The 24,250-nt window shown below is 68.4% G+C and carries 22 protein-coding genes; 8 read left to right on the top strand and 14 right to left on the bottom strand.

Features of this window, described 5'->3' with window-relative positions; genetic code table 11:
* Positions 1-31 precede the first annotated feature (31 nt).
* On the bottom strand, positions 32-2,290 hold the full coding sequence (gene pflB / locus E3T28_RS01510; RefSeq protein ID WP_134427231.1) for a formate C-acetyltransferase: 2,259 nt from the start codon (positions 2,288-2,290) through the stop codon (positions 32-34).
* A gap of 222 nt (positions 2,291-2,512) precedes the next feature.
* Here pflB and E3T28_RS01505 point away from each other — a divergent pair, with 222 nt between their 5' ends.
* Genes E3T28_RS01505 through E3T28_RS01490 form a run of 4 tightly spaced genes read left to right on the top strand, consistent with a single transcriptional unit; the run spans position 2,513 to position 6,423 of the window.
* The gene (locus E3T28_RS01505; RefSeq protein ID WP_134427229.1) at positions 2,513-3,196 is read left to right on the top strand and encodes a GntR family transcriptional regulator; all 684 of its coding nucleotides are present in this window, start codon (positions 2,513-2,515) and stop codon (positions 3,194-3,196) included.
* Positions 3,197-3,238: 42 nt separating this feature from the next.
* Positions 3,239-4,441: an MFS transporter gene (locus tag E3T28_RS01500; protein WP_134427228.1), complete on the top strand. Its 1,203-nt coding sequence runs from the start codon at positions 3,239-3,241 to the stop codon at positions 4,439-4,441.
* Between the two features lie 25 nt (positions 4,442-4,466).
* Positions 4,467-5,003 (top strand): GNAT family N-acetyltransferase, encoded by a 537-nt coding sequence (locus E3T28_RS01495; RefSeq protein WP_134427226.1) that lies wholly within the window; start codon positions 4,467-4,469, stop codon positions 5,001-5,003.
* Entirely contained in the window at positions 4,996-6,423 is a 1,428-nt protein-coding gene (locus tag E3T28_RS01490; RefSeq protein ID WP_134427224.1) for a maltokinase N-terminal cap-like domain-containing protein, read from the top strand. The genes E3T28_RS01495 and E3T28_RS01490 overlap by 8 nt, the downstream gene beginning before the upstream one ends.
* Before the next feature lie 146 nt (positions 6,424-6,569).
* Here E3T28_RS01490 and E3T28_RS01485 read toward each other — a convergent pair whose 3' ends face one another.
* The 5 genes from E3T28_RS01485 to E3T28_RS01465 all read right to left on the bottom strand — a co-directional run bounded on the left by E3T28_RS01485 (position 6,570) and on the right by E3T28_RS01465 (position 12,756).
* On the bottom strand, positions 6,570-8,273 hold the full coding sequence (locus E3T28_RS01485; RefSeq protein ID WP_134427222.1) for an AMP-binding protein: 1,704 nt from the start codon (positions 8,271-8,273) through the stop codon (positions 6,570-6,572).
* Between the two features lie 92 nt (positions 8,274-8,365).
* Positions 8,366-10,513 carry a 4-alpha-glucanotransferase gene (gene malQ, locus E3T28_RS01480; protein ID WP_134427220.1) on the bottom strand — a complete coding sequence of 716 codons (2,148 nt, stop codon included), beginning with the start codon at positions 10,511-10,513 and terminating at the stop codon, positions 8,366-8,368.
* A 55-nt stretch (positions 10,514-10,568) separates the two neighbouring features.
* The gene (locus E3T28_RS01475) at positions 10,569-11,300 is read right to left on the bottom strand and encodes a glutamine amidotransferase (RefSeq protein ID WP_134427218.1); all 732 of its coding nucleotides are present in this window, start codon (positions 11,298-11,300) and stop codon (positions 10,569-10,571) included.
* Positions 11,301-11,332: 32 nt separating this feature from the next.
* Positions 11,333-12,328, bottom strand: a complete 996-nt coding sequence (locus tag E3T28_RS01470) for a DUF389 domain-containing protein (protein ID WP_174843985.1) — start codon at positions 12,326-12,328, stop codon at positions 11,333-11,335.
* Positions 12,329-12,339: 11 nt separating this feature from the next.
* Positions 12,340-12,756, bottom strand: a complete 417-nt coding sequence (locus E3T28_RS01465) for a VOC family protein (RefSeq protein ID WP_134427216.1) — start codon at positions 12,754-12,756, stop codon at positions 12,340-12,342.
* Positions 12,757-12,852: 96 nt separating this feature from the next.
* Here E3T28_RS01465 and E3T28_RS01460 point away from each other — a divergent pair, with 96 nt between their 5' ends.
* The 3 genes from E3T28_RS01460 (at position 12,853) to E3T28_RS16710 (ending at position 14,324) form a co-directional block, all read left to right on the top strand.
* Positions 12,853-13,812, top strand: a complete 960-nt coding sequence (locus tag E3T28_RS01460; RefSeq protein WP_134427214.1) for a 1-phosphofructokinase family hexose kinase — start codon at positions 12,853-12,855, stop codon at positions 13,810-13,812.
* Entirely contained in the window at positions 13,809-14,117 is a 309-nt protein-coding gene (locus tag E3T28_RS01455) for a hypothetical protein (RefSeq protein WP_134427212.1), read from the top strand. The genes E3T28_RS01460 and E3T28_RS01455 overlap by 4 nt, the downstream gene beginning before the upstream one ends.
* 66 nt (positions 14,118-14,183) lie before the next feature.
* On the top strand, positions 14,184-14,324 hold the full coding sequence (locus tag E3T28_RS16710) for a DoxX family protein (protein ID WP_166786892.1): 141 nt from the start codon (positions 14,184-14,186) through the stop codon (positions 14,322-14,324).
* Between the two features lie 274 nt (positions 14,325-14,598).
* Here the strand turns inward: E3T28_RS16710 and E3T28_RS01450 are convergent, their stop codons facing one another.
* The 5 genes from E3T28_RS01450 to E3T28_RS01430 all read right to left on the bottom strand — a co-directional run bounded on the left by E3T28_RS01450 (position 14,599) and on the right by E3T28_RS01430 (position 21,400).
* Entirely contained in the window at positions 14,599-15,156 is a 558-nt protein-coding gene (locus E3T28_RS01450; protein ID WP_134427210.1) for a hypothetical protein, read from the bottom strand.
* A 74-nt stretch (positions 15,157-15,230) separates the two neighbouring features.
* Positions 15,231-15,680 (bottom strand): DUF4383 domain-containing protein, encoded by a 450-nt coding sequence (locus E3T28_RS01445; protein ID WP_134427208.1) that lies wholly within the window; start codon positions 15,678-15,680, stop codon positions 15,231-15,233.
* 143 nt (positions 15,681-15,823) lie between these two features.
* Entirely contained in the window at positions 15,824-19,204 is a 3,381-nt protein-coding gene (locus E3T28_RS01440; RefSeq protein WP_134427206.1) for an ATP-binding protein, read from the bottom strand.
* On the bottom strand, positions 19,201-19,905 hold the full coding sequence (locus E3T28_RS01435) for a DUF4194 domain-containing protein (protein WP_134427204.1): 705 nt from the start codon (positions 19,903-19,905) through the stop codon (positions 19,201-19,203). Before E3T28_RS01435 ends, E3T28_RS01440 begins: the two co-directional genes overlap by 4 nt.
* A complete protein-coding gene (locus E3T28_RS01430; RefSeq protein WP_134427202.1) occupies positions 19,898-21,400 on the bottom strand; it encodes a DUF3375 domain-containing protein in 1,503 nt (500 codons plus the stop codon). Before E3T28_RS01430 ends, E3T28_RS01435 begins: the two co-directional genes overlap by 8 nt.
* A 117-nt stretch (positions 21,401-21,517) precedes the next feature.
* Between E3T28_RS01430 and E3T28_RS01425 the strand changes: the two genes are divergently transcribed.
* The gene (locus E3T28_RS01425) at positions 21,518-21,823 is read left to right on the top strand and encodes a hypothetical protein (RefSeq protein WP_134427200.1); all 306 of its coding nucleotides are present in this window, start codon (positions 21,518-21,520) and stop codon (positions 21,821-21,823) included.
* 178 nt (positions 21,824-22,001) lie between these two features.
* Here E3T28_RS01425 and E3T28_RS01420 read toward each other — a convergent pair whose 3' ends face one another.
* From E3T28_RS01420 to E3T28_RS01410, 3 genes are all read right to left on the bottom strand, one after another.
* Positions 22,002-22,265 (bottom strand): hypothetical protein, encoded by a 264-nt coding sequence (locus tag E3T28_RS01420; protein WP_134427198.1) that lies wholly within the window; start codon positions 22,263-22,265, stop codon positions 22,002-22,004.
* A 47-nt stretch (positions 22,266-22,312) separates the two neighbouring features.
* Entirely contained in the window at positions 22,313-23,767 is a 1,455-nt protein-coding gene (locus E3T28_RS01415) for an HNH endonuclease signature motif containing protein (RefSeq protein ID WP_134427196.1), read from the bottom strand.
* 78 nt (positions 23,768-23,845) lie between these two features.
* Positions 23,846-24,250, bottom strand: a 405-nt coding sequence (locus tag E3T28_RS01410; protein WP_166786891.1) for an aggregation-promoting factor C-terminal-like domain-containing protein, incomplete at its 5' end; no start/stop codon positions are given.

Raw genomic sequence — 24,250 nt, 5'->3', positions numbered from 1 at the left:
CTACTCAGCGTCGCCGCGTCGATATCAGTGGTCAGTGCGAGTGGAACGTGCGGCTGATGACATCCATCTGCTGCTCGCGGGTCAGGCGAACGAAGTTCACCGCGTAGCCGGAGACGCGAATCGTCAGCTGTGGGTAGTTCTCCGGGTGCGCCATGGCGTCCTCGAGGGTGTCGCGGTTGAGCACGTTCACGTTGATGTGGTAGCCGGTCGCCGACGTGAACGCGTCGATGAGGCCAACCAGGCTCGTGATCTGCTCGTCCTTGGTGTGGCCGAGACCGCTGGGGACGACCGTGTTGGTCAGCGAGATGCCGTCCTGCGCTTCACTGTAAGGAAGCTTGGCGACGCTGAGTGCCGACGCGAGCATGCCGTGGGTGTCGCGGCCGTTCATCGGGTTGGCACCCGGAGCGAACGACTCGCCCTTGCGGCGGCCGTCCGGCGTGTTGCCGGTGGCCTTGCCGTAGACCACGTTGGACGTGATCGTCAGGATCGACTGGGTGTGGATGGCGCCGCGGTAGGTCGGGTGCTTGCGGATCATTGTCATGAACCGTTCCATCACGTCGACGGCGATGGTGTCGACGCGGTCGTCGTCGTTACCGAACTGGGGGAACTCGCCCTCGATCGTGTAGTCGATGACCAGACCGGTCTCGTCGCGCACCGGACGGACCGTGGCGTACTTGATGGCCGACAGGGAGTCGGCAACCACACTGAGGCCGGCAATGCCGCAGGCCAGCGTGCGGATGATGTCCTTGTCGTGCAGCGCCATTTCGAGGCGCTCGTAGGCGTACTTGTCGTGCATGTAGTGGATGCAGTTCAGGGCCGTGACGTAGGTCTCGGCGAGCCATTCGAGCGTTTCCAGGTAGGCCGGGAAGACGGTCTCGTAGGTGAGCACCTCTTCGGCATTCGGAAGGGTTGACGGGGCAACCTGCTTGCCGGATACCTCGTCCTTGCCGCCGTTGATCGAGTACAGCAGCGCCTTGACGGCGTTGACCCGTGCACCGAAGAACTGCATCTGCTTGCCGACCCGCATGGGCGAGACGCAGCAGGCGATCGCGGCGTCGTCACCCATCTCGGCGCGGATGATCTCGTCGGACTCGAACTGGATGGCGGAGGTGTCGATCGACACCTGGGCGCAGAAACGCTTGAAGCCCTCCGGCAGAGCGTCACTCCAGAGAACGGTGAGGTTCGGCTCGGGTGCTGCGCCGATGTTGTACAACGTCTGCAGGAATCGGAACGTGGTCTTGGTGACGAGCGGGCGGCCGTCTTCGCCGATGCCGGCGAGCGACTCGGTGACCCAGGTCGGGTCTCCGGCGAAGATCTCGTCGTATTCCGGGGTGCGCAGGAAGCGCACGATGCGGAGCTTGATGACGAGATCGTCGATCAGCTCCTGGGCGCCCTCTTCGGTCAGGGTGCCGGCGACGAGTTCGCGCTCGATGAACGTGTCGAGGAAGGCCGCGTTGCGGCCGAACGACATTGCCGCACCGTTCTGCTCCTTGACGGCGCCAAGGTAGGCGAAGTAGAGCCACTGTACGGCTTCGCGCGCGGTGGTGGCCGGCTTGGAGATGTCGGAGCCGTAGGAGGCCGCCATCTGAACGAGTTCCTTGAGAGCCCGAATCTGCTCCGAGTTCTCTTCGCGGGCGCGGATGATGTCCTCGGTCGAGGGCTCCATGTCGAGCTCGGCGCGGTCGTTCTTCTTGACGGCGATGAGGGCGTCGACGCCGTAAAGGGCGACGCGGCGGTAGTCGCCGATGATGCGGCCACGGCCGTAGGCATCGGGCAGACCCGTGATCAGGTGGCTGTTGCGCGCACGACGAACCGCGGGGGTGTACGCGTCGAAGACGGCGGTGTTGTGGGTCTTGCGGTAATCGGTGAAGATCTTTTCGAGCTCAGGCGACACGGGGTAGCCATAGGTCTCGAGGGAGGTGGCGACCATGCGCCATCCACCGAACGGCATGATGGCGCGCTTGAGCGGGGCATCCGTCTGCAGCCCGACGATTACCTCGTTGGCCTGGTCGATGTAGCCCGGAGCGTGGGCCGTAATGGACGACGGCGTGGTGGCGTCGACGTCGTAGACACCTTTACGGCGTTCCTCGGGGAACATCTCGGACAGCTTGGCCCAGATCCCCGTGGTGCGTGCGGTGGCTCCGGCGAGGAAGCTCGAGTCGCCCAGGTAGGGCGTGTAATTGCGCTGGATGAAATCGCGCAGATTGATCGAATCCTGCCAGGGGCCGGCGACGAAGTCAGCGCGACCCGTGTCATCCGTTCCGCTACGAACACCTTCAGTGATTGTCATGTAGTTTGCTCTCCTCGTGGGATCGAGACACCCTCTGCGAAAGTGTCTCTCCCACAGTCGGGCCGCGAGAGCAGACCACGAGGCTGCGGCTAATGCGACGATGCACCGTGACTTGCCCTCGCTGTCAACACTACTCCGTCGGACCTCCCCAGACGCGATATTTTGGAAATTGCATGCATTGATGCATTTATCAATAGGTGCATTCGTGACTAGGGTTGAAGGATGAGTTTCTTACAGGCGTCCGGCGGGGCCGTCAGGCCACCCGCGGCGGCACCCTCCGCCGTCGAACGGGTCTATACGACCGTCGCCGACGCCATCATCACCGGAACCCTGGCCGCGAGCTCGCTGATCACCGAGGGTGAGGTCGCCGAGGCCCTGTCCATCAGCCGCACCCCCGTGCGCGAGGCCTTTCTCGCACTCGAGGCCCACGGACTCCTGACACTTTTCCCCAAGAAGGGCGCGGTCGTCACGGCCCTGGGTGACCGGGAGACGGCCGAGCTGCTGCAGGTGCGCGTCATGCTGGAGAACACGGCGGTGACCCTGCTCAGCGAACGGCCGGCCGACATCCCGGGCGTCGACGCCGAACTACAGCACCTGATCCGGGTCCAGTCCGATGCAGCCCAGGCCGGTGACCTGCTCACGTTCGCCCGCGCCGACCACCGGTTCCACGCCCGGATTGTCGACGAGACCCACAACCGGGTCATCGACGGGATCTACACCCGGCTCGGCCCCCGGCTCGAGCGCCTCGTGCACCGGGCCGCCCTGCGCGACCCGCGCAACCTCGACCGTCTCCTGGCCGAGCACCGCCTCCTCGCACACCATCTGCGTGGCGGTGACACCCTCGCCTACGAGGTTGCCCTGCGCGAGCACGTCGAAGACGGTCATCACGCGCAGCTGGCGCCCTGACGCTCCCCCACCCGCACCTCCCCGCATTCTCAGAAAAGAACCATGACTTTCCGCCGTACCGTTCCCGCCTGGCAGCTTGCCGCTCCCGCCCTGTTCGTCATGGCCTGGGGTGGCAACCACTTCACGCCGCTCCTGCACATGTATGAATCGCTCGGCAACTATTCCGTGTTCATGGCCGACCTCTTCCTGGGCTTCTACGTGGTCGGCCTGGTGCCCGGTCTGCTACTGGCCGGCGCCCTCTCGGACCGCTACGGGCGCAAGCCCCTGACCCTGGCGGGCGTCATTCTGGGAATTCTTGCCAGCGTCCTGCTGGGCCTCGGATTCACGAGTGGGATCATGCTCTCCGCCGGGCGTCTGCTGGCCGGTCTGAGCGTCGGCGTGGCGATGGCGGTGGGAACGGCGTGGCTCAAGGAGCTGTCCGGCCCGCCGTTCGACAACCAGGCCGGCAAGACGGCAGGAGCCCGGCGGCCGGCCCTGACCCTCACCGTCGGGTTCGGCCTCGGAGCCGGCGTGGCCGGCGTGCTCGCGCAGTGGGGGCCGATGCCGACCCTCTCCCCCTACGTCGTGCACATCGTGCTCAGCCTGCTGGTGCTCCCCCGGCTGCTCAGGGCCCCGGAGACCGTGCCGCGTTACCGGTCCCACCGGCCGTTCTGGCAGGACCTGGCCGTTCCGCTGGCCGGGCACCGCCGCTTCGTTCGCGTGGTCATTCCGTCCGCTCCCTGGGTCTTCGGCGCCGCCGGAATCGCCTACGCGATCATGCCTACCCTGGTCGAGGACCAGCTGGGCACCCTCAACCTCGCCTTCGCGACCCTGCTCACGGTCGTGACCCTCGGCACCGGCGCGCTCGTGCAACCACAGGTCGCGCGGATCAACCGGGTCACCGATGGGCGGGCGCTCACGGTCGGGATGTCCATGATGCTGCTGGGGGTGGGCCTCAGCGTGGCGACGGCGATCGTGCTGTCCCCGGTGCTCGCGTTGCTCACGGGCGTCGTGCTCGGCGCCGCCTACGGGGTCTGCATCGTGGCCGGGCTCGTGGAGATCCAGAAGATCTCCACTCCGGCCGACCTGGCGGGCCTCACCGGGGTCTACTACAGCCTCACCTACATCGGTTTTCTGCTGCCGGTCGCCTTCGCCTGGCTCAACGCCGTGGCCGGATACACGGTGCTTCTGGGCATTCTGTTCGTGGTGTGCGCGCTCTGCCTGGCTCTGGTGACGAACGGGATGCGCCGGAGCGTCACGGAGTAGGCGGCACCTGGATTATCGTCATCCCATGTCCTATTCGCTTCGCCCTCTCCTCCCCTCCGACGCCGCACCGGTGCTCGGGCTCAACAACGCCGCCGTTCCTGCCGTCAACGCCCACGACGAGACCAGCCTCTCCGCCCTGCTCACGGCCTCCAGCCACGCCATCGCGATCGTTCACGACGAGGCACCGGGTGACGTGCTCGGCTTCGCGGTGCTGTTCGGGGTCGACGCCGACTATGCGAGCGAGAACTACCGGTGGTTCTCCGCCCGGTCGGACTCCTTCCTCTACGTGGACCGCATCGTGGTGTCGGACACGGCTCGAAACCAGGGTCTCGGCGCCCTGCTCTATACCGCGATCTTCGCGGCGGCCGGAGCGGCCGAGGTCCGCGAGGTCTTCTGCGAGGTGAACGTCGTACCGCCGAACCCCCGGTCGCTGGCATTCCACTCGCGGCTCGGCTTCGAGCCGATCGGCGAGCAGTCGACGAAGGGCGGCACCGTCGTGGTGTCCCTGCTGTCGGCTCCCGTCGTGCCTGCTGCCGTCGGCCCGGGCGTAGCCCATGACTGATAACGGTCGTGCAATCCCACTCCCGGACTACCTCAACCGCTGGGTGGCGACGCAACGCTGGTTCGCCGACAAGGGTCGTGTGCCGCGACTCGTCAGCATCGGAAGCTGGGTGCTGCCGAGCGAGGAGGTCGGGGTGGACATCCGCACCGAGCTCGCCCTCGATGACGCAGCCCCGGGCCGCACCCTCTACCAGGTGCCCCTGACCCACCGGGCCACTCCCCTGCCCGGAGGCGAGCAGGCCCTCATCGTCACCCTCGCCGACGGCAGCGCGGTCTACGACGGTACCGACGATCCGGCCTATGCCCGCGCACTGCTCGGTTTCATCCTGGGCCAGGCCTTCTCGCCCACGCCCGGCGACATCGGCGCGCGGGCCCGCGGCGAGCTCCGGCCGGGCGCCGATCCCGCGGAGCGGCCGGCCCGGGTCCTCACCAGCCGCGTGCTCCGCGGTGAGCAGTCGAACACCTCGATCATCCTGGACTGCGTGGACGCCGCCGGGCACCCGGCCCGCCCCGTTATTTGCAAGGTGTTCCGGATGCTGCACCCCGGCGAGAATCCGGACGTGTCCGTGCAGTCGGCCCTGGCCCGGGCCGGCTCGCACTACGTGCCGGAACCCGTCGGCTGCGTGGTCGGCGAGTGGACCGCCCCGGAGCGGCCCGGCACCATCCTGACCGGCCACCTCGTCTTCGCTCAGGAGTTCCTGCCGGATGCCCCGGACGCCTGGCGGGCCGCCCTGGCGTCGGCCGCGGCCGGGACGGACTTCAGCGAGCAGGCGCGGGCGCTGGGCCAGGCGACGGCCGCCGTGCACGCGGACCTGGCCGCCGTGATGCCCACCCACGACGCCACCCCCGCGGTCATCGGCGCCGAGCTGCAGCGGATGCGCGAGCGTTACCGCAGCGTCGCCGCCGAGGTGCCGGCCCTGACCGGCTACCATAGCGCCGTCGAGGCGGTCTTCGCGCGCGCGGAGACGGCGCACTGGCCCCGGTTGCAGCGCATCCACGGTGATTTCCACCTCGGCCAGGCGCTCGAGGTTCCCGGCCGCGGCTGGGTCCTGGTGGATTTCGAGGGCGAACCGCTGCGCCCTCTTCTCGACAGAACCCAGCCGGATGTGCCGCTGAAAGACATCGCCGGCATGCTGCGCTCCTTCTCCTACGTGGCCGGCACGGTGGAGCAGTCCTCGCCCGACCACCGGACCGCGCCCGTGGAGGCATGGGCCGCGGCGTGCCGGCAGGCGTTCCTCGACGGCTACGCCGCGCGCTCCGGCCAGAGCCTGGCCGGTCAGGAGCCCCTTCTCGACGCGTTCGAGCTGGACAAGGCCCTGTACGAGGCCGTCTACGAGACCCGCAACCGGCCGTCCTGGCTGCCGATCCCGCTCGCCGCCATCCGCGGTTTGGCTCTGGAGGTCTCCGCCGGCCTACCCTGATTCCGATCGGCCGGGGTCGTCCTAATTCGACGGAGATTCTCGTGTCAAACAGCCTTTTTCAGGGTTTCAGAGGCGTTTTGGGCAAAATCTCCGTCGAATTCGTTCGGGACGGGTCCACTGCTCATCGGAGCCGTTTCGACGGCCGGTCAGCGCTTGAGCTCGGGGAACTGGTCGTCGCGCCACTCATCGGGCAGGGTCTCGCGCCGGGCGGCCGCGGCATCCTCTCGCATGCGCAGTTCGACCCGGCGGATCTTGCCGGAACTGGTCTTGGGCAGCTCGTAAAACTCGACCCGCCGCACCCGCATGTACGGTGGCAGGCCGGTGCGGGCGTGGCGCAGCACGGAGAGCGCCGTCTCACCGTTGGATTCCCAGCCCGCGGCGAGCGCGATGTAGGCCTTGGCGATGTTCAGCCGAGTGTCGTCGGGCGCGGGCACGACGGCCGCCTCGGCGACGGCCGGGTGCTCCAGCAGCACGCTCTCGACCTCGAATGGGGAGACCTTGTAGTCGGAGGACTTGAAGATGTCGTCGGTCCGGCCGATGAAGGTGATGTAGCCCCCGAAGTCGCGATGGGCGACGTCGCCGGTGTGGAAGTAGCCGTCGCGCACGGCCTCCCTGGTGCGTTCGGGATCGCCGTGGTATCCGGCCATCAGGTTCACCGCGGTGCGGGACAGGTCGAGGCAGATCTCACCCTCGTCGCTCTCCTCCCCCGTGATCGGGTCGAGCAGGGTGATCGCGACGCCCGGCAGGGGTAGCCCCATCGACCCGGCCAGGAGGGTGGAACCGGGGGCGTTGCCCACGATCGCCGTGGTCTCGGTCTGGCCGTAGCCGTCCCGGATGGTGAGTCCCCAGGACCGCTGGATCTGGTGGATGACCTCCGGGTTGAGCGGCTCGCCGGCCGAGAGGATCTCGCGCAGGCCCACGGGCCTGGCGCCGACGTCGGACTGGATCAGCATGCGCCACACGGTCGGTGGGGCGCAGAAGGTGGTCACCTTCGCACGGTGCAGCTGCTGGGCGAGGGCGATCGGGTCGAATCGGGCGTAGTTGTAGACGAAGACGGTGGCCTCGGCGATCCACGGGGCGAAGAAGCTGCTCCAGGCGTGCTTGCCCCAGCCGGGCGAGCTGATTGCCAGGTGCACGTCGCCCGGGCGGAGCCCGATCCAGTACATCGTGGTGAGGTGCCCCACCGGGTAGGACGTCTGGGTGTGCACCACCATCTTGGGTTTGCTGGTGGTGCCCGAGGTGAAGTAGATCAGGGACGCGTCGTCGGAGGACACGACAACGGCGGGCTTCTCGGCCGTGACGAGCGCGGCATCCGCGTAATCGGCCCAGCCGGGGGTGGCCGCACCAACGCAGATGCGGGAGAAGTCGCCGGGCACCCCGTCGAACTTGGCCGCGTCGCCGGCGTTGGCGATCACGTGCTGCACGCCGCCGCGATGGACCCGGTCGGCCAGGTCGCCGGACGCGAGCACCGTGGACGTGGGCAGGATGACCGCGCCCACCTTCATGATGGCGAGCATCAGTTCCCAGAGTTCGACCTGGTTGCCCAGCATCAGCATCACGTGGTCGCCATGCCCGACGCCGCACCGGCTCAGCCAGGTGGCCACCTGATCGGAGCGCGCCGACATCTCACTGAAGGTCACCTTCAGTTCGCGGCCGTCCTCCTCCACGATCCACAGGGCGGTCTTGTCGTTGCCAGCGGCCACGACGTCGAACCAGTCGACGGCCCAGTTGAAGTTCGCGCCCACATCCGGCCACACGAACTCGGCCGCGGCGCGCGGGTGATCGTCGCGCAGCTGGAGGAGGTGGTCGCGCGCGCCTCGGAAGGTGGTGGTGCTCGGGGAGGTGGTCATCCGATCCATCTTCCTCGGTTCGAATGCCCGGAACGGAATACGACCCGTTGCAGGTGTGGCGGGAACAGGTTGCATTTCGTGCAGGCCACAGGTCAGGGCCGGGTGCGGATCGCCTCCACCAGGGCGGCGAAGCGGGCGTTGGCGGGCAGGTCGTCGATCAGCACGGACGCACCGTCCGGGCCGGCCAGCGGGATGCGCCAATTCGGGTACTCGTCCGAGGTCCCGGGCTGGTTCTGCGTGCGGCGCTCGCCGACCGCGTCGACCAGGGCCACGCCGAGGAGCGACGAGGGCGTCAACGCGGTGTACGCATAGAGCGCCTCGACCGTCTCCTGCACGGTCGGGGCCGGCTCGGTGCCGACCGGCGGCAGCAGGCCCCGTTCGCGCAGCGCGGCGAGCATGGCGGACTGCTCGGCGAGGTCGGCGGCGCGCTCCACCTCCACCGGGCGCCCGAGCAGGCCGAGCGACTCGCGCAGGGCCACATGGTCGCCGGCGAGGTAGCCCGCCGTCGGCGGCAGGTCGTGGGTGTTCACGCTGGTCAGGCAGGCCTGACGGTACCGGTCGGGGGCCAGCGGCACGTCATTCTCCCGCTCGAACCACAGGATCGAGGTGCCGAAGATGCCGCGTTCGGCCAGGTAGTCGCGCACCCACGGCTCGAAGACGCCGAGGTCCTCGCCGATCACGACCGCACCGGCCCGCTGGGCTTCGAGGGCCAGGATGCCGATCAGCGCCTCGTGGTCGTAGTGCACATAGGTGCCCTCCCCCGGCCCGGCGCCGACCGGGATCCACCAGAGCCGGAACAGTCCCAGGATATGGTCTACCCGGATGCCGCCGGCGTGGTGCAGGATGCTGCGGAGCATGTCCCGGTAGGCGGCGTAGCCCGACTCAGCCAGCCGGCCGGGGTGCCAGGGCGGCTGCGACCAGTTCTGGCCCTGCTGGTTGAACATGTCCGGCGGCGCGCCCACTGTCATGCCCGGGGCGAGCACGTCCCGCAGCGTCCAGGCGTCGGAGCCGGTGAACTGCACCCCGACCGCGAGGTCGTGCACGATACCGATGGCCATCCCGGCGTCCCTCGCCGCGCGCTGCGCGGTCTCCAGCTGCTGGTCACAGAGCCACTGCAACCAGCTGTGGAATTCGATGCGGTCGGCAAGCTGCTCCCGGTGCTCGGCGGCGAAGGGACCGCGAGGGCCACGGGGCTCGACCGACCATTCCGGCGCATCCGTCGGGAACAGTTCGGACAGGGCGCACCAGAGCGCGAAGTCGGCCAGACCCTGACCCTGCTCGGCACGGAATTCGTCGAAGCGGTGGGCGCGGGCGGGGCTGCGCGGCACCTGGTGCACCGCCTCCAGCGCGGTCAGTTTGGCGGAGTAGGCGGAGTCGCGGTCGAGATGGTCCGGCTCCAGGTTGGCCGGATGCTGCCGGAACGCGAGGGACTCGACGACGGCGCGTGCCGCCGGGGCGAGGTAGGCGTACTCGGGGACATCCTCGACCCGGATGTACAGCGGGTGGAAGAAGCGCCGGCTCGACGGCAGGTAGGGGGACGGCTCGACCGGCGGGGCCGGCTCGGACGCGTGCAGCGGATTGACCAGCACGAAGCCGGCGCCGTACTGATCGCCGGAGATGGCGGCCAGGTCGGCCAGGTCGGCGAAGTCGCCGATGCCCCAGCTGCGGGAGGAGCGCACCGAATAGAGCTGGGCCATCAGGCCCCAGTCGCGGCGCCCGGCCAGGTTGCGGGTGGTCTCGAGCACGCGCGGGGTCACGACGAGGGCGCAGTCCGCCGTCCGGTCCCCGCTCGCGGCGTGCAGCCGGTGCCAGCCCAGAGGCAGACCGGCCGGAATCTGGAACGTCGCCCGGCTGGTCGGCCGGCCGTCAACGGTGCGGGGGTTCTCCCAGGGGCTCTGGCGGGACACCTCGTGCCGGGTGCCGTCCTCGGCGATGATCCAGATGAGGACCGACGCACCGGTGCCGGCGTGCACGGGAACCCCGACCTCGCCGCCCTCGCGGAGCACCACGACGGGAGGCAGCAGCCGACGCCAGGGCGCCAGGCCCTGTTCGGTCAGTGCCGCTTCGACCTCGGCGGGCGTGCCGGCGGGAACGCCGAGGGCACCCAGCACCTCACGCAGTGTCCCGGCGTCGACCGCCCGGGAGGTCCCGTCCCAGCCGGTGAAAGAGGTGTCGACCCCGAGTGATCGTGCCAGTTCCAGCAGCGCCGCCGCAGAACGGTCGGTTGGTTCAAGTTCCATGGAACCACTCTAGGTCCGGGACCGGTTCCGGACCCGCGCCTGCCTTGCCCCCGCGCTACCGGCCGAAGCGCAGAACGAAGGCTTTCATCAGGTTGGCCGGCTCGGTGACGACGGAAGCGTCGATCGCCGCGATGACCTCGTCCATACCGTTGGGATTGAAGTAGCCGTATTCGCGGTAGATGCGGATGCGGGTCAGGATGCCGGCGTTGGTCAGTTCCGGATGGAATTGCGTCGCGTAGACGTTCCGGCCGACCCGGAACGCCTGCACGGGACAGTTCTGCCCGGTCGCCAGCAGAACGGCGCCGGGCGGCAGCTGCGAACACGCCTCCTTGTGTCCGACGAAAGCCTGGAAGGTCGGCGCGAGTGCGGCGAACAGCTGGTCGACTGTGCCCTCCTCGGTCAGGGAGATCCAGGTGGGTCCGGCCTCCTCTGACCAAGTGCCGTCGAGCACGCCGCTCAGATGGCCGGTGAGCAGTCCGACGCCGTAACAGGCACCCAGGAAGGGGAAGTCCCGGGCCAGCACCTGGTCGAGGAGGGCAGCCAGCTCGGCCTCGACGCGGAGCTGCACGGGCGACTTGACCGCGGCAGGGTCGCTCGCGTTATACGGGCTGCCGCCCACGATGATGCCCGAGTACTCGTCCAGGTCGATCGACGGCATCGGCGCGGCTTCGAGCCGCACCCGGTGGAGCTGGTCGGGGGTCAGATCGCCGGCCGTGAGGAAACCGGCGTACTCATCGTCGGCGGCCTCGTCCTCGGAACGGGTGGCCAGCAGCAGAAAGGGCTTCACAACATCATCGTAGCGGCGGGCCGGGGCAGCGTTCAGTAGTCGACGGTGTAGGTCGGGGTCAGCACGATCCGCACGGGATTCGGGTCGAGCTCGGCGGCGCGGAGCCTCTCCTCCAGCAGAGTCGTGTCCGGTAGTGGGAGGGCACCCTGAAGGCTCACGATGACCGTGTTGTCGGCGGCGGTCGTGATGCCCGTCAGCATCCAGCCGGCATCCGTCGCCCACCGCTCCGCCACGGCCTGCACGGATGCCTCGAACGCGCTCGACCGGCTCACGTTCACGCTCGACAGCGTCAGAGGCACGAGGATGGTGACGGCCATGGCTGCGGTGACGAGAATGCCGTTGCGCCGGTGCGCACGGCGGGCCCGGGGCGTTGGTGCTGTCTCACCCAGCCGGTTGACGCCGTAGAGCGCCATCACCACGATGCCGGTGCCGAGGATGGCGGCGACATTCGTCAGGAACAGGAGCAGCGCGCCCAGCGACTGCAGGAGCGCCCCGGCCTCGAGCGTGAACCCCACCACCGACAGGGGCGGCACCAGGGAGATCGCGATCGCCACCCCGGGCAGGGCGTCGGCGATGTCCCGGCGGACGAGTGCGATCGAGCCGACCACCCCGGTGCCGAGGGCCGCGAGCAGGTCGATCAGCCGGGGGTGCACCCGCGCGGCGACCTGGGAGTTGTTCTGGGCCACGACGTCGACCGGCAGGAGCAGCCCGACCAGCACGGCGATGCCGACGGCCGCGGCCGCACCGGCCAGCATCAGGCCCATCGACCGGCTGAGATTCTTCGGGTCGCCGAGTACGGTGGCCAGCATGGTGCCTTGGATCGGGACCATCAGTGGCGCGATGATCATCGCGCCGATCACGGTGGCCGTGGAATCGGAGGCGACACCGGCCGCGGCGATGACCGACGCGAGCACGAGCAGAATCCAGAACCGGCTGACCCGCTCGCGAAGACGCTCGCCGTCGAAGAACACGGTCTCCCGCATATAGGCGACGTCGTTCACCGCGAGACGGGTCAGCCGGATGGCCATCTGACGCGGGCCTAAGCGGAGGGGGCAGCGATGTTCACCATCCAGCTCACGCCGAATTTGTCGACGCACATGCCGAAGCTGTCCATCCACGGTGACGGCGCGAGCGGCATGATGACGGTTCCCCCGGCCGCGAGCCCGTCCCAGTAGCCGCGCAGCGCCGGTTCGTCGTCACCGCTCAGCGACACGGAATAGTTCGTGCCCGGTCGGTACTCCATCCGGTTCGGAGTATCGGCGCCCATCAGCACCAGCCCGTCCTCGGTGGTCAGCATGGCGTGCATGATCTTGTCCTGCTCGGCCGGATCGTCGCTGGCCTCGAATTCGGCGAAGGTGCTCATCGTCAGCTCACCGCCGAACACCGAACGGTAGAACTCCATCGCTTCCCGGGTGTTGTCCCTGAACCCCAGGTAGGGATTGAGTTGGGTTGTCATGGTGAAACCTCTCTCGATCGAATGGCGAATGCTTCGATTATCGGCCGAAGGCCGCACCAGCACGAGGCGTGCGGGGAATTCTTCTACGCTGAGACCATGGATTCCCCCCGAGCCGCCGTGCTGCGGCCGATTCTCACCCTGACCGTGAACCCCGCTCTCGACATCAGCACGTCGACCGAGCAGGTGATCAGCGAGCACAAGATGCGCTGCGGCCGGTCACGCCTCGACCCGGGCGGCGGCGGTGTGAACGTGGCCCGGGTGGTGCAACGGCTCGGCGGGCAGGCCCTGGCCGTGTACACCGCGGGCGGCCCGACCGGCGAGTCCTTCCGCCGGTTGATCGAAGCCGAACGCATCCCGACCCTGGCTGTGCCGATCCAGGGCAGCACCCGCGAGAGCTTCACCGTCGACGAGACGGGCACCGGCAAACAATTCCGCTTCGTGCTGGAGGGACCCGAGCTGAGCGAGACCGAGTGGCGGGCCTGCCTCGCTGTCGTGGGAGAGTCCATTCCGGTGGGCGGCTATGTGGTCGCCAGCGGCAGCCTGCCGCCGGGAGTGCCGGACGACTTCTACGCCCGGGTCACGCGTCTGGCGCACGAGCGCGACGCCCGCTGCATCGTGGACACGTCCGGTCCGGCACTGGCCGCAGCGCTCGACGAGGGCGTCTACCTGGTCAAACCGAGTGGGCGCGAGTTGGGCGAACTCGTCGGCGCGAGCCTGGACACCGAACAGAGCAAGATCGACGCGGCCGTCGAACTCGTCGCCCGAGGGTCGGCGGAGGTCGTCGCACTGACGCTCGGCGGAGCGGGAGCCGTGCTCGCCACGAAGAGCGGGATCATTCGTCTGGGCGTGCCGCCGGTCACGGTGCAAAGCACCGTCGGGGCCGGAGACAGCTTCCTCGGTGCCTTCGTTCTGCGGATCGCGCAGGGACACCCGGTAGACCGGGCCTTCCGGGCCGCCGTCGCCGCCGGCAGCGCCACCGCGATGACACCGGCCACGGAACTCTGTCACCGGGCGGATGTCGAACGGCTCGAGGCCGAGCTGGTGGCGCTCGCATGAAGCTCACCGCGATCGACCCACCCAGCCGGAGCTTCTCCCGGTGGCTCACCGACGAGGAAGTCGGGCAGGTGCTCGCCTCGAGCCGCGGCTGGAGGCTCGCGCCGGATGGCGGCGTGATGGCCGGCAAGATTCGCAAGACCCGGATCGCCCCGTCACTGACGGCGCTCGGCGCCACCGCCGCCGCCGCGCGCTGGATCAGCCGGGCTTCGGCGCCCGGCAGCGACGGCAGTGGCCCGACGCACATCATGTGGGGCATCTTCAACGCCCGGACCGACGCCGAGATCGCGGCTAAAGTCGGGGAATGACCGCAGTCGCTGCCACCGGCACCCGCACGAACCGCACCTCGATTCCCCGGCAACATCTCCCAGTTCGTGACGGCGACGGATTCGTTCGGCCTGGATTCGGACCTGTCCCGCGGCATCCGGCTGCTCTTCCAGCCGCTGCTGGCGGCGTGGGCGCTCTGGTCGACCGGTGCGTGGCGGGCCTGGCGGGCGCGCCGGAGTAGCTTCTGACGCCGGGCCGGTTGCGAGGCGATACAGCAAAACCGATACCCCATGGGGTATGTTGGGCAGACGAGTTCAACGAAAGGGATCAGCGGATGTGCCGTCAAGTCACCTGCAAGAAGTGTGGAAAAACGACCTGGGCCGGGTGCGGTCAGCACGTCGACCAGGTGATGCGCGGCGTTCGGAGTTCCGATCGGTGCCGCGGACACGAGAACGACGCCCCCACCCCCGGCTTTTTCGCGCGGCTTTTCTCCCGCAGCTGAGTCAGGATCGATCGTCGCTCTCAGTAGTCGCTGGCGGACGGGTCGGTCGCGGCGTCGTGCTTGAGCTTCAGCAGCGCGAAGTCGATGTGCAGGAACACCTCGGTGCGGGCGGCGCGCCGAGCCTCGTAGTCGGGATCATGCCAGTCGATATTCAGCCTGATCAGGCGTGACGACACCGCGTCACTGACCTCGTCGCTGGCGGCTCGCTGGGCCCGCCGCACCAGACGCGCGACCTTCTCGTCGTCGGCGGCCACGGCCTCGAGGGCGTCGGCGAGCTTCTCGTGCACGCGTCGGCGCAATTTGAGCTGCGCGATGTCGTGGTGTTGGTCTTCCGTGAGGTCGGAGGTCCACCGCGATCGGGTGAGTTCCTTGCGCAGGTCCTTGACCCGGAGGGCGTACTGCTCGTTCTGCCGGGTGAGGAGGTGCAATTCATGCCGGGCGGCGGCCGCGTAGCGTTCCGGATCGTAGTCAGCGTGATCGCCGAGAGCACCCACGATGATGTCGTTCTTGACCGCCATCCGAACGGCGGAAAGCGCGATTCTGAGCCCCTCGTCGACGATCACCTTGATTGCGGCCACGCGAAAAATCTTACTCTGCGAGCACGCCGAAATCAGGGCTCCCGCCGTCGAGGGAGAGCCCTGATGCCGGGTTGTTACTCGGTGTCGCTGGTGTAGAAGCTCGACTTCTGCCCCGCGGTCGTCACTGCCGGGGTCACGTGCCGCTCAGCCGCCAGCGCGACACCGAGCAGTGCGGCGCCGGTCACCAGGTTGAGGACATGGTCGGCCGTGTTCAGAGCGAGGTAGTTGAACTCGGTGCCGACGACGAAGAAGCCGATGATTCCCATCAGCAGCAGGATGCCGCCGACGGTGCCATTGACCATTTTCGCCGCTGCGACACTGGCCACGCCGCCGATCAACAGGGCCGCTCCGAGGAGCATGTAGACCACGTTGAGAAGCGGATTGACCTCGAAGGTGCCCAGGAGCAAACCACCCTCCGTCGCCACGAAGCCGACGTTGCCTGTCGCAGTGAAGCCGAGCAGGCCGAGGAGGAGGAACAGAGCTCCGAGGACAATGCCGAACATCCGGTTGAGGGAACTAGTCATTGCGGACCTCCTTAGGACCACATTGGTTGGTACACAAGGTGTTGGTGGAACATTCCCAGTTTTCGCCCGGTCTTCCCGTCGCGCAAGGCCCCGCGGAACTTAAGCCAAGGCACTGCGGGGATTCAGCCAAGGTGCTGCCGATTTTACGACGAGAACACCGGCGACGAGAGCGGCGTGATGTAGGAGAACCCGGTGGCGTTGTTCTTGGTCATCGAGAGCACCAGCTCCATGTGCGGTTCGAGGGCGGTGACCTTGTCGAGCGGGGAACCGATGATGAGCTGGAAGCCCAGCCCCTTCCAGGCGGCCACAGCCCGTCCTGCGAACTCGGAGTCCGATTTCACGAAACCCTCGTCGAGGAAGACCGGCGCGAAGCGTGGGCGGGTGCGGCTCTCGTCGCCGAGCTGGAACCGCAGGGCGGCTCCCACGACGAACGCCACCAGCTCCTGGGACTCGCCACCGCTCTTGCCGCCGAGCGACGAGTAGGTGCTGACCTCCAGGCCTTCCGGGGTGGTGCGCACGGCGGTGATCTCAACATGCCGGCGCACATCGAGCAGCAGGTCGCGCTGGGATTCCTGGCGAGGTCCATCGGCGGACCGGCGGATCAGGTTCATGAACGCCTGCAACCGGGTGAACCTGGCCTCGGTCTCCTCGTCGGTGAAGGCATCCGTGGAACCGGAAGAGAGCACCTTGAGTTCTTTGCGGAACGCGGTGGCGTCGTCGCGGTGGAGGCGGCGCAACGCGATCTTGAGGCGGTCGCGCCCGGCCCCGAACGGCAGCGTGGTGAGGATCTCGTTGATGGGGCGCAGCCGGTCTTCGATCTCCTCGATGGAGCTGGTGAAGGCCCCGACCAAGGGAACCAGATCCTGGCCGCTCCAGAGCGCCAGCCGGCGCTTCCACTCCTGGCGCCGCTCGTGCAGGCCGAGCGTGTACACGGCGTCGAGGATGTCCCGGTAGCTCGGGTAGGAATCCAGCGAGACGCCGATATTCGGGTCGGGCCAGCGGCTCTGGAAGGTCTCGAAGATGCCGACCAGGGTGTTGCGGGCACCGGCGGCGCTGTCGCGGTCCTGGCTGGACTGCTCGGTGAGGCGCTCACGCAGGCGCCTGACGGCCCCGTCGAACGCGTCGAGATCGTGCCGGTCGGCAACGGCCGCGAACTGGGCGTCGAGGTGGGTGGCGTGCTCCTCCGACAGCGACGGCGCTGCCTCCGGGTCACCATCGATGCGGTCGAGGCGGCTGCTCACGGCATCCTGCCGGTCCACGATGCGGGCCTGTTCGGACACCAGGTCCTGCAGTGCCACCTCGGTGGCGTGCTTCTGCTTCTGGGCGGTCTCCAGCTCGGCGGCCAGCCTCTCCTCCTCGTCCTTCAGCGCGCGCAGCACGTCACTGTCGGCGAGCACACGCTCACGCTCGGCCTGCTTGTCGGTGATGCGGGCATCCGCGGCCTGCACGTCGATGGCCGGCCAGGCCACGTCGACGACGAACTGGTGCGCGGCCCGGCGGGCCCGGAGGCCGGCGAGGCTCGAACCGTGCCCGGAGGCTTCGCGGGCCAGGTTGTCGGCCTCCACCCGCAGTCGGGCGAGTTCCTCGTCGATGTCGTGCAGTCGGGTGCGGCTGGAGAAGCCGATGATCGACTTCTGGTCGCTGTTCCAGCCGTGCGCGCCGCGGGAGCCGTTGCGGGTCTGCCCGCTCGGAGTGACCCTGGGACCGTGCCCGACGAGGTCGGCCGCCGTGGCGACGCACTCCGCGTCGAGGTTGGCGGCCTGCACCCGGTCCTGCACCCAGCCACTGAAGGGTGACTCCTTGAAGACGAGTTTTCCGGACACGAAGCGCGGGTCGCCGGCGCTCTGCCGGTGGGCCCGCAGCGGCACTCCCTCGAAGTGGATGCGCACGGGGATGCGGAGCGGGTCGATGGCCAGGCTCAGCGCGCGCAGTCGGGTCTCGTCGACGAGCATGACGCGCACAACGGAGGCCAGGGTGACCTCGGCCGCCTGCCGCCACGCCTCTTCGCCGGGGGCGAGGTCGATCAGTTCGGCGAGGAAGGGCAGCTCCTCGGCGGGGATGCCCGTCGCCTCGGCGATCATCAGGCGCGCGCTATGCAGATGCTGCGGAACCAGGCTCGCCCGCCCGGACAGGAACTGGCGCTCCTGCTTCAGGGTGCGGAGGCTCTCCTCGACCGGGTAGGCGGTGCGCTGCAGCGCGGTGCGCGTGTTCTCGAGGTCGGCCTCGGCGGCAGGGAAACCAGCCAGGAACCCGTCGGCGGCGACGCGGGCCAGGTCGAAGTCGTCGGCGGAGTCGATGGACAGACCGAGTGGCCGGATGCGCTCGTCGAACTTCGCCCGCTCGGCGGCGATGTCGTCGCGTTTGTCGGTGAGCTGGCCGAGCTCGTTCTGCAGGCTGACGAGCACGTCGCCGCCGTTGTCGCGCTGCTGGCGCTGCAGGTCGGCGACCCGCGCTTTCACTTCGGTCGCGGCATCCCGGGCCGTCGTGGAGAGAAGCCGGGTATCGCGGCGCGCCACCCGGTTGGCGTCGGCAGCCCCCTCGAGCAGGCCCTGCTCCGTGCGGAGCTGCCAGAGCACGAACGGGGTGTCGCCGGAGCGGTGCACGCCGAAGGTGTCGATCAGGTCGGCCTTGTCGGTGGCCGCCTCGTAGTCGCGATGCAGGTCAGGCAGGCGTTCCAGCACCTTGACCTTCTGCGCCTCGGCGACCATGGCGCCGTAGGACCGCTCGAGGTCTTCGAAGTGGGCGACGGCCTTGTCGGCGGCCGCGTAGGTGGCCGGTTCCTCGAGCACCATCGACTTGTAGAGCCCGTCGACCGTCTTGACCTGCTGGCCGGCCTGGATGCGGGCCAGCAGCCGGAGAGCCTTGCCGCCCTCGCCGTTGGCGCCGATGCCCAGGCGGGTGTACAACGTCTGGGCGAACGCCGCATAGGTGTCGAAGACATCCAGTTCGGGGAACCGGGATTTGAGGGCGCGCTTGTCGAACCGGGACTCGGTCACCTCGGCCAGGTCGCGCAGATCGAGATAACCGTCGATCGTGGCCATCTTCATGGTGATGTCGGCGAACCGGGTGCCGCCACGCGGCACGAAGTAGGCCCGCAGCACGGTGAAACGGCGCTGGTTGTCGTCGATGAACGTCATCGACACGGCACCCCAGGTGGACTCGTGGGCTCCGCGGAGCACCTGGTCCTGCAGCTCCCCCGTGCCGGCCTCCCGGTTGGCGTCGGTCTTGCCCTTGAGGTAGGTCATCAGGCTGCGCTGGTCGGCACTGCGCGCCCGCCCGGAGCCCGCGTCGTTGGAGGCGCCGTTGAACGGGGTGTCCGAGGGCATCATCAGGGCGAGGTACGCGTCCAGCAGGCTGCTCTTGCCGGTTCCGGATGCCCCGGACACCAGGGTGGCGCTCGGCGCGAAGGCAACCTCGTGGTGGCCCTGGAAGCCGCCCCAGTTCACCATCTGGAAGGACTCGGCGCGCCACTGGGTGGTGCCCTCGGTGAGGCCGTCGACGAAGAACAGCGGGGAATCGGTCATGAGAGGGCCTCCGGCATGGCCTCGGACAGGAGAGGCAGATCGTCAAGATCGGTGGGTTCCGGATCGGGATCGGCGTTCTGGGTGACCAGCCACTCCAGGAGTTCGCTCAGCCGTTCGACCGGCAGCAGCACCTCGATCACGGCGGAGATGCGGAACCGGTCCGGGTCGCTGGTCTTCAGCAGCACGCGCGCCTTGGCGAGGCTGTCGACCGCGGCCGTGGCCTTGCGGGCGTCGCCCCAGCGATCGGTGGCGTGTTCGGGCCGGAAATGGCCGACGTTCTCGACCAGGTTGTCGCGGTCCACGATGACGATGTCGTGGCCATTCGCGCGCTCGCTGCGGAATCGCTGCCGCAGCAGCACAAGCAGGATGGTCTCCTCCCGGGTGTAGGACACGTCGTGCGGCAGGGTGGGGAACCGGTCGCCGCCCTCGGCGACCGCCTGCCGTTTGAACGCCACCTCGTAGTGCAGGTCGACGTGCAGGTCGAGGAACATGTCGTTGAGGCGCGACTTGAGCAGACCCTGTGAGCGCAGCAGCGTCTGCCACTCGGACGGCTGCAGCGCGGCGGAGATGTAGCGGTGCTTCAGCAGCAGCACCAGGGTGCGGCGCTGCTCCACGGTGAGCCCGCCCTCGTCGCCCTCGAACAGGGAAAAGCTGGGTGAGTCGGTATCCGTGAGGTCGTCAGCGGTGGGCTCGTCAGTCATTGTCGGTTCCGTAGTTCAGGGCGGACAGCGCCGCGGTTTCGTCGTCGTTGAGCATGATTCGGGGCACCTCGAAGCTGCGGGTGGAGCCGTCCGGACGAACGGTTTCGAACCGCTCGAGCGTTTGCGCCCGGCTGACCGCGTCGATCTGGGTGGCGATCTGCAGCATCCCCAGGATCTCGACCGGGCGGCGCAGGGTGGCGTCGAGGTCGTTGAACGCGTCGCCGACGGATGCGGCCTCGCCCTGGCTGAAGGCCGTCACGATCGCGTCGCGCAACTCCCCCAGCAGCGGGCCGCCCTGCTGGCGCATCTCGTCGAGGCTCGGCGGCGCCGGGGCGTCGTCGGAGACATCCTGCAGCTCGGGTGGCGGGCGGTGCGCGCCCGGGTCGTAGAAGCGTTCCCGGAGATGCGGGGCGTCGAGGGTTCCCGGCATGAGTTCGGCGGTGACCATGGAGCGGGGCCCGGCGGTCTGCATCCAGGTGGCGAGTTCCTTGTTGATCTCGCGCAGCAGGCGTTCGAGTTCGCGGTCCTTGACCACGTCGTGGTTGACGATGTGCTCGCGCAGCGTGGTGGTGAGACCGTTGCGCTGGGTGAGCACGTCGTCGATGCCCTTGCGGATCAGGCGCACGGTGCCCATGAAGCTGCGGCGGTCGATGGCGCTGAGTTCGAGGGCGAACGGATGCAGCAGGATCGTCTCCAGATCGTCCTTGAGCTCCTGGAGCAGGTCGTCGTTCCGCAACAGCGTGAAAGCCCCCTCGAAGGCGCGCCCTTCCGGGGTCGAGGTCATCAGGGCATCCGTTTTGGAGAGGTATTCGTCGAGGACCTCGCTGATCGGGCGCTCCTCGCCGCGGAAATCGTTGACGATCTGCCGGTGCATGGCGGCGACGGATTCCTCGACGCGTTTGAAGTCGCTGGGCAGCTGGCTGATCAGATCGATCAGGTTGGCGTAGCCCTCATGCATCTGCGCGTTGGAGACGGGTGCGATCTCGCCGCCCGCCGCGAGACGCTCACGCTCAGCCGTCTTCTCGGCGATCTCCTGGTCGAGGCGACGGATTCGCTCCTCCCGGTCCGGGTTGGCCTGCGTGGCGCGGTGGCGCACCGTGTCGACGATCGTGGTGAGACGGGACTCGCTGATCAGAGCCCGATCGCGGGACAGGCTCTCAACCAGGAGCAGCGCCTCGAGCGCGTGTGAGGTGAGCGAGTAGTGTTCCTCGGCTCCCTCCCCCGTTTCGCGGTAGAGCCACTGGTCGTTCATCCACTGCACGCACAGGGCCCGGCCGGTCTTGCCCGGCACATCGCTGCCGACCGAGCGCAGGTCGGCGAGGTAGGCGTCAACCTGGGTGTGCAGCAGACCGGCCTGCACGCTGCGGCGGTCGCGGCTGAAGGACGACTTGAACACGAAGAGCACGAACGGCGCCCACTTGCGATCCAGCAGGCGCAGGGTCGGTTTGTCGAAGGCTTCGCGCACCCGCGCCAGTTCGCCCGCAAGTTCGCTCATTGTAGAAGTTCCTTTCCGGGCCTTCTCAAGGGTAACCGCCCCCCGCGCGCAAGCAGACACGCGGGCAGGCGCGAACGGCACATGTGAGACTGTCAGGACAAGCCGAAGGAGCACCACATGACCGACCCGCGCGCGAACATGGAGGGCAACAACCTGCTGGGTCTCGGGGCGCCCAACCTGGACTGGTCGAAGTCGCCCGGCCGGGTGCCGGGTTTCTGGGTGTCGGTCGTCAGCGTCGTGCTCGCGGTGGTGCTGCCGTTTCCCGCGCTGTTCGTCGCCCTGATCGGGCTCTCGCTCTCGCTGCGGGCCTTCAGCGTGATCCCGGCCGGCGCGACGGGGCGCGGTCTGGTGCTCGTCTCGCTGGCGCTGTCGGGCGCGGCGATTCTGGCTGTCGTGGTGCGCCTGGTGCTGGTCTTCGTCTAACGGTCGGCCAGGTCAGCGCAGGCTCGACCCGGCCGCTCAGCGAGTCGCGGGTCCCGCCCGCGTGGTGCTCCGCCCCACGGCCCGAACGAATTCGACGGTGATTCTGCCCGGATCGGCCTTGAAATCGGCGAAAGGGCAGTTTCAAGCCAAAATCTCCGTCGAATTGGTTCGGCAACCCTCACGGCTTCAGCCGACCCACCCCTGGGAGGAAGCGGCCGACGCGGGTGCCGTAGGGGGCGTAGTCCGGGTGCTCGGCCACGAGCATCCGTTCTTCCCAGCGCGCCTTGCCCGCCAGCAGCAGCAGGAGGGCGAGCCAGGCCACGAGATGCCAGACCGAACCGCCGAGGTTCACCGGCCACAGTCCGCCGTGGGGCAGGAGGGCCAGCGCCAGAAGAAGCAGAACCTGGGCCGACACCAGGGCAATCGCGAGCGCACGGTTCATGGATCGAGGCTACGCCCCGGACTGCCTGCGGTTTCTCACCGCCGACCCTAGAAGGGCGGTGGATCGTCGATCACGCCTGGAGGCTCGAAGGGCACCGCCGGATCAGACCGGTAGTGCAGCCCACTGGGCGCGGTCCAGGCGAGCACCCCACCCGGAAGCTGGGTCGCCGTCCAGGTGGTCTGGGTTTTCAACCGGTGGTCGGGGGCACAGAGGTTGGCGAGATTGTCGTAGCGGGTGATGCCGTCTTCCTGCCATTCGTGAGTGTGGTCCATCTCGGCGCGGGCCGCCGGCCGGTTGCAGCCGGCGAATCGGCAAGTTTCGTCGCGGATCACGAGCAGCCGCCGGAGGTCTTTGGGCACCCGGTACTGATTTCGGCCCACCGACAGCATCACGCCGGTCTCGGGATGAACGAGAATGCGGGTGAAACTCGGCGCGCCGGCTGCCAGTCCGCGGGCCGTCTCGGGGTCGATCGGCCCGCACCCCTCGAGGTGGCCCGGCTCGTTGCTGCGGCCGAGGAGGGTGAGCACGGGCACCGTGACGTTCACGGTGGCGCGGACGCCCCGGCCGAGGCCTGCGGGAGTGACGCCGTCGACCATGAGGGCCGCGAGGACATCCGCGCGGAGCTGGGCCAGGGTACGCGGTTCATCCGGACCCTGGAGGCTGGCCGCCATGTCGCTGACCCGGTGGAAGATCGCCTGAGCAACCGGCAACTGCTGGTAGGTGTGCAGCCAGCCCATGCCGTCTGCGCCGGGCTCGAACACGAGGGTGCGGTCGGCCTGGCTCTTGGTGCGGCGCAGGGTGATCGATTCCGGATGCGACGTCTCCCGCAGGCGGCGGGCCGTGCGGTCGAATTGCGGGGCAGTGAGTCGCTTCGCCTGGGGCAGCATCTCGGCCTCGAAGGCGGTGCGGGCCGCCTCGGGAAGGGAACTGGCTTGCTCGATCAGAATCCGCGCATGCGCGTAGCTGATCTGGCCGGCCGCGAGGGCATTGCGGCTGGCGGTGAACGTTCCGGTGAGCGCCTCGCTCTGCGCCATCAGGTTGGCGGCCGAAGCCTGAGAGATGTGCAGCGCGCAGGCGAGTTCGGAGATCGCGGTTCGGTAGGCGATCTCGAGGGCGTCCCAGCGGGAACCCGGCACCCCGGCCGACACCGTGCCGCAGCGGGCAGCGCTGTCGGTATCGCCGTCGACGTCCGGCGTGAGACCCAGCGCAACGGCGTCGGCCCGCGCCGCCCGGCGGGCACGATCGCGTTCGGCGGCGAGCTCGTTGGACAGACACCAGGCCCGCACCTCGTCGACGGCCTCGGCCCGCGCCGCCGACGCCGCGGCGAGCAGGCGGTCGGCGGCCGCTGCCGCCGAGACCAGCTCGGCCAGAACTCGCATTCTACGATCCTGGGAAGCCGCGTCACCGGACGTCTCGGCCGTCACGACTCCGAGCGCGCCGCCGTCATCGAGCTCTGTGATATCGAAGTCCTCAACGTCGCTGAAACCCGCCCGGTTTTCCATACTCGAATTTTAGCAGTGATCAAATCTCAGTTCTAGTGCAGGCGACAAAAAATCAAAGTATTTCGAATACTTGCACTATCAGTACCAGCCCGAGGACACCGACTTGTTCCAGGCTGCACAGGGATTGCCGTAGCGCTCCGCGATGTAGCCCAGACCCCAGGAAATCTGAGTGGCCGGGTTGGTCGCCCAGTCTGCGCCGGCCGATGCCATCTTGCTGCCGGGCAGGGCCTGCGGGATGCCGGTGGCACCGCTCGAGGCGTTGTAGGCGTTGACGTTCCAGCCGGACTCCTTGTCCCAGAGGCTGACCAGGCAGCCGAGCTGGTCGGCACCCCAGCCGTACTTGGACGCCATTATGTCGCGGGCGATGGCCTGGGCTCCGCTGGGATTGGTGGGGGCGGCGGGGCGGGCCGGGGCCGGAGCGGCCGGCTTCGGTGCCGGAGCGGCGGGCTGCGGCGCGGCCGCCTTCGCCTGGGCCGCGGCCTG

The sequence above is a fragment of the Cryobacterium sinapicolor genome, assembly GCF_004403465.1.
In the GTDB taxonomy this organism is placed as follows: Bacteria; Actinomycetota; Actinomycetes; order Actinomycetales; family Microbacteriaceae; genus Cryobacterium; species Cryobacterium sinapicolor.
The sequence above is the reverse complement of the archived record's forward strand: the minus strand, read 5'-3'. Positions and strand labels throughout refer to the sequence as shown.